The 5,221-nt window shown below is 73.3% G+C and carries 4 protein-coding genes and 1 riboswitch; of the genes, 1 reads left to right on the forward strand and 3 read right to left on the reverse strand.

Annotated features, from left to right (window positions below):
• Positions 1-117: 117 nt before the first annotated feature.
• The 3 genes from IE182_RS30250 to IE182_RS30260 all read right to left on the reverse strand — a co-directional run bounded on the left by IE182_RS30250 (position 118) and on the right by IE182_RS30260 (position 3,537).
• Positions 118-894, reverse strand: a complete 777-nt coding sequence (locus IE182_RS30250; RefSeq protein WP_190113180.1) for a hypothetical protein — start codon at positions 892-894, stop codon at positions 118-120.
• Between the two features lie 145 nt (positions 895-1,039).
• On the reverse strand, positions 1,040-2,521 hold the full coding sequence (locus IE182_RS30255) for an alpha,alpha-trehalose-phosphate synthase (UDP-forming) (protein ID WP_190113181.1): 1,482 nt from the start codon (positions 2,519-2,521) through the stop codon (positions 1,040-1,042).
• Positions 2,522-2,562: 41 nt separating this feature from the next.
• Entirely contained in the window at positions 2,563-3,537 is a 975-nt protein-coding gene (locus tag IE182_RS30260; protein WP_190113185.1) for a glucosyl-3-phosphoglycerate synthase, read from the reverse strand.
• A 151-nt stretch (positions 3,538-3,688) separates the two neighbouring features.
• Positions 3,689-3,856, forward strand: a riboswitch (SAM riboswitch).
• Between the two features lie 17 nt (positions 3,857-3,873).
• On the opposite strand from IE182_RS30260, the gene thrC reads away from it, so the two are divergent.
• Entirely contained in the window at positions 3,874-5,148 is a 1,275-nt protein-coding gene (gene thrC / locus IE182_RS30265; RefSeq protein WP_190113182.1) for a threonine synthase, read from the forward strand.
• Positions 5,149-5,221: the final 73 nt, after the last annotated feature.

A 5,221-nucleotide genomic window follows, 5' to 3' on the forward strand; every position in this document is an offset into this window, starting at 1 on the left:
CCCGTGCGGCGTGCCCCGCCCGTGCGGCGTGCCCCGCCCGTGCGGCGTGCCCCGCCCGTGCGGCGTGCCCCGCCCGTGCGGCGTGCCCCGCCCGTGCCGCTCGTTCCGTCCGGCCGGTCATTCGCCTTCCTCCGCCTTCGGGTCCTTCTCCGCCGGCTTCTGCTCCTTCAGGCCCAGCGCCGACAGTGCCGTCGTCCAGTCCTTGACGATCGCCTGCTGCGCCTTCACCAGGTCCGTCTTCCCGGCGCAGATCGCCGCCTTGAGCTTGCTCTCCACCACGTCCTTCGGGTTGTTCGGCCCCGCACCCTCCTTGTGGCCGGGCGACGGCGGCTGGACCCACAGGTTGCGCGGGTCGTTGGGGTCGCCGCCCAGCTGCAGGCTGATGAGGTGGTCGTACTCGGCGTCCTTGAGCGAGCCCTTGTAGCCGTACGACGCCGCGTTGGCGGTCTTCTCACGGCTGGTGATGTTGGTGGAGGGACGGATGTCGGCCGTGTAGCCGCTGCGGCAGATGGTGGTCTTGAGGGTGGCCTGGGTGACCTTCGGATTCGTCGCGCCCGGCGTGCACGTGAGGTCGGGGAGCGGCTCCTTGGCCGCCGTGTAGCGGTAGCTGCAGGTGCCGGGGGCGGGCTGCTTCTGCACGGTGTACGAGCCCTGGGGGCCGGGGCCGGCGGGGATGGCGCCGGGGGTGCCGGAGGGCTTGCCGGCCGCGGTGCCGGAGGGGGTGGACGCGGTGGTGCCCGGCAGGGGTGCGGCCGACCCACTGGCCGCCTTGTTCCCGGCCGGGGAGCCGGACGTCTTGCCGCTGTCGGGGTCGGAGTCGGAGGAACAGCCGGCGACGCCGACGGCTATGAGGACGGTGGCTGTCGCGAGGGCGAGCCTCGGGGTGGTCGACATGCGCCATGGCTACCCGTGCCGCCCCGGGGGGCCAGCACGCAGCCGGAGGCGTTGGCCCGTGCACGGCAAGGCCACGAACGCGACGCGCGCTCCGGCGCGGACCCCCACGCCCGGGTTGCGGCCGAGGCGGCGACGCCCGGCCGCCTCACCCGCCGGCCCGCTCCGCGGCCAACGCCTCCAGCTGGTCCACGAACCACTGCGCCGGGGGGAGCGCCGTCGCCGCCGCGGACAGGCGCTCGGTGCGCTCCCGGCGCTCGTCCGGGTCCATCAGCAGGGCCGCGTGCAGGGCCCGGGCCGTGGCCCCCACGTCGTACGGGTTGACCGTGATCGCCGCCTCGCCCAGCTCCGCCGCCGCCCCCGCCTCCCGGGAGAGGACCAGGGCGCAGCCGTGGTCGGAGACGACCGGGATCTCCTTGGCGACGAGGTTCATGCCGTCGCGGATGGGGTTGACCAGGGCGACGTCGGCGAGGCGGTAGGCGGCCAGGGAACGGGGGAAGTCGTCCTCCATCTGCAGGGCGACCGGCTCCCAGTCCACCGTCCCGAAGGTGGCGTTGATCTCCCGGGCGAGCCGGCCGACCTCGGCCATGTAGTCGCGGTAGACCGCGAGGTCCTGCCGGGAGGGGTAGGCGAAGGCGATGTGCACGACCCGGCCGTGCCACTGCGGGTGGTCCTGCAGCAGGCGCCGGTAGGCGTGCAGGCCGCGGACGATGTTCTTCGACAGCTCGGTGCGGTCGACCCGCACGATCGTGCGGCGGCCCTCGCCGATCTGCAGCCGCAGCGCCGCCAGCCGCTCCTCGACGTCCGGGCGGTGCGCGCGCTCCCGCAGGAAGCCGCCGTCCGCGCCCAGCGCGTGGACGCCGAGCCGGGTCGTACGGCCGGCGAAGCGCACCGACACCGCCGTGCCGGCCTCGCGCACGACCTCCGCGTCCGGGAGCACGTCCTTGCAGCAGGCGGCGAACGCCTCCGCCCAGCGGCGGGTGAGGAACGCGGCCCGGTCGCCGCCCAGGATGCCGCGCAGGACCTGCGCGGCGACGTCGTCCGGCAGCAGCCGGTAGTAGTCCGGCGGGGCCCACGGGGTGTGCGAGAAGTGGCCGATGCGCAGGTCGGGGCGGCGGGCGCGGAGCAGCCCCGGGACCAGGGTCAGGTGGTAGTCCTGGACGAGCACGCAGGCACCCTCTGCGGCCTCCTCGGCGATCGCGTCCGCGAAGGCGGCGTTGTACGCCTCGTACGCGGCCCACTGCTCGCGGAAGTCCACGTCGAAGGAGGGTTCCAGCGGCGTCTGCCACAGCATGTGGTGGGCGAACCACAGCACGGAGTTGGCCACGCCGTTGTACGCGGCGGCGAACGTCTCCGGCGGGACGTCCAGCATCCGGACCAGGTGACCGCCGGTGTCGGCCGCGTCGAGTCTCCGGCCCGCGCGGCGGGCCGCCTCGCGGTCGCCGTCGCCCATGGCGGCGCACACCCACACGGCCCCCGCGCCGGGCCCGATCGCGCTGAGCCCGGACACCAGGCCGCCGCCGCCCCGCCCCGCCACCAGCGAGCCGTCCTCGCGCCGGCGGTACGCGACCGGGCCCCGGTTGGAGGCGACCACGATGGGGGCGGCGGTGTGCGTGTGCTCAACGACCATGACGGCAGCCTTGCCCCTGGGTGAACCGCTCAAACGTACGCTTACGCGGCATGCCGCTGCGCGTACTCCGGTATCCCGGCCATCGGAGGCCGCTCCTCCGTGTCCACCGCGTACGTCCGCGGCACGAAGCCCTCCGCCGTGCGCTCGAACTGCGTGAGCGAGGGACGCACCAGATGGCCGCGGGCCAGCCGCAGCTGAGCGGTGCGGTAGATCGCGGCGGCCATGCGGCCCAGCGCCTGGCCGTCCTGGTGCCGGTGCTTGCGCACCCCCACGTCCACCTGGGCGAGCGCGTCGAGCCCGACCGTGTGCAGCGCGTCGACGAGCAGGCCCAGCTCCACCCCGTACCCCACGGGGAACGGCAGCTGCTCCAGCAGCGAGCGGCGGGCCGCGTACTCGCCGCCCAGCGGCTGGACGAAGCCCGCCAGTTGCGGCCAGTGCAGGTTGAGCAGGGGGCGGGCCACCAGCTCGGTCACCCGGCCGCCCTGGCCGGCCGCCCCGCCGGTGCCGGACGGCGCGAACTCGGCGCCCAGCGGCCGGTCGTACATCGCCTTGACGAAGTGGACGTCCGGTTCGGTCAGCAGCGGGCCGACGATGCCGGAGACGAATCCGGCGTCGAAGTCCTTGAGGTCCGCGTCCACGAAGCAGACGACGTCGCCGCTCGTCGCCAGCAGCGAGCGCCACAGCACCTCGCCCTTGCCGGGCAGCGCGGGCAGGCGGGGCAGGACATCGTCGCGGTGCACGACGCGCGCCCCGGCCGCCGCCGCGACCTCGGCCGTGCGGTCGGTGGAGCCGGAGTCCAGCACCACCAGCTCGTCCACGAGCGGCCGGGCGTCCGTCATCAGCTCGCGGCGGACCGTCTCCACGATCGCGCCGACCGTGGCCTCCTCGTTCAGCGCCGGCAGGACGACGCTGACCGTGGTGCCCGAGCCGCCCTTCGCGGCGAGGAGCTGGTCGAGCGGACGGTCGGCTGCTGACCAGGACCGCCGGCCGAGCCAGCGTTCCACCTCTTCCAGCACGTGCATGACTCCTTGTTGTGACGCATCTCGCGGTGCGGACGGCCCTCTCGCGCGGCCACCCCTTCCGTTACAGTCTTGAACAACGCGGGCGCCCGTCCTATGTCGGGGTCGTTCCTGCGCACAAACGCCTGGGCCCAGCCCAGCGCCATACCGCTCATCCAGAGGGGCAGAGGGACACGGCCCGATGAAGCCCCGGCAACCCTCCAGCCGGCCACGATCCGAAGGATCAGATCGTCACAGCCGTTCACGCGGCGAGGCTCCCGGCGGGGAAGGTGCCAATTCCGTCTCGTGGCGACGTCCGCCGCGGGGAAGATGAGGAGAAAGGGCCTCGCCTCCATGGCTGTCCACGCCGTTGAAAGTGCAACCACCGCTGTCTCCCTGGGCTCCGCCGTCGCGCTCTCCTGCCGTGAGTGCGGTGAGCGGTTCGACCTCGGCCCGGTCTTCGCCTGCTCCTCCTGCTTCGGCCCCCTCGAAGTCGCCTACGAGCTTCCGGCCGGCGACCCGGAGGAGCTGCGCCGCCGCATCGAGGCCGGCCCCGCCAGTATCTGGCGCTACGCCCCGCTGCTGCCCGTCCCCGCCGACGTCGCGGAGAAGCCGAACCTCAACCCGGGCTTCACCAAGCTCGTCCGGGCCGACAACCTCGCCCGCGAACTGGGCGTGACCGGCGGCCTGTACGTCAAGGACGACTCCGGCAACCCCACGCACTCCTTCAAGGACCGCGTCGTGGCCATCGCCGTCGAGGCCGCGCGCGCGTTCGGGTTCACCACCCTGTCCTGCTCGTCGACCGGCAACCTCGCCGGTGCGGTGGGGGCGGCGGCCGCCCGGGCCGGCTTCAAGTCCTGTGTCTTCATCCCGCACGACCTGGAGGCCGGCAAGGTCGTCATGGCCGCGGTCTACGGCGGCGACCTCGTCGGCATCGAGGGCACGTACGACGACGTCAACCGCTTCTGCAGCGAACTGATCGGCGACCCGCTGGGCGAGGGGTGGGGGTTCGTCAACGTCAACCTGCGCCCGTACTACGGGGAGGGTTCGAAGACCCTCGCGTACGAGATCTGCGAGCAGCTCGGCTGGCGGCTGCCGGACCAGATCGTCGTGCCGATCGCGTCGGGCTCCCAGCTCACGAAGATCGACAAGGGGCTGAAGGAGCTCGTCGCACTGGGACTGGTCGAGGACCGCCCGTACAAGATCTTCGGTGCCCAGGCGGAGGGGTGCTCGCCGGTGTCGCGGGCCTTCAAGGACGGGCACGACGTGGTGCGGCCGGTGAAGCCGGACACCATCGCGAAGTCCCTCGCCATCGGGAACCCGGCCGACGGGCCGTACGTGCTCGACATCGCGCGGCGCACCGGCGGGGCCGTGGAGGACGTGACCGACGAGGAGATCGTGGACGCGATCCGGCTGCTGGCCCGGACGGAGGGCGTCTTCGCCGAGACGGCGGGCGGGGTGACCGTGGGCGTGACGCGCAAGCTGATCGAGAACGGGCAGCTCGATCCCGCCCTCACGACGGTCGTGCTCAACACGGGGGACGGCCTCAAGACGCTCGACGCCGTGGCGGCGGGCCCCACGGCGACGATCCGCCCGTCCCTGGACGCGTTCCGTGCGGCGGGGCTCTAGTAGTGCTTTGTTAGGTGGCCCTTGTCGTGGTGGGTGGGCGGTAGTTCGCTGGCTGTATGAGGGCTGGGGAGCT

It is taken from the genome of Streptomyces cinnamoneus (assembly GCF_014650495.1).
GTDB lineage: Bacteria > Actinomycetota > Actinomycetes > Streptomycetales > Streptomycetaceae > Streptomyces > Streptomyces cinnamoneus.

Coding starts and splice junctions, on each gene's coding strand:
- IE182_RS30250 (WP_190113180.1), bottom strand. CDS start 894: ATGTCGACCACCCCGAGGCTCGCCCTCGCGACAGCCACCGTCCTCATA.
- IE182_RS30255 (WP_190113181.1), bottom strand. CDS start 2,521: ATGGTCGTTGAGCACACGCACACCGCCGCCCCCATCGTGGTCGCCTCC.
- thrC (WP_190113182.1), top strand. CDS start 3,874: ATGGCTGTCCACGCCGTTGAAAGTGCAACCACCGCTGTCTCCCTGGGC.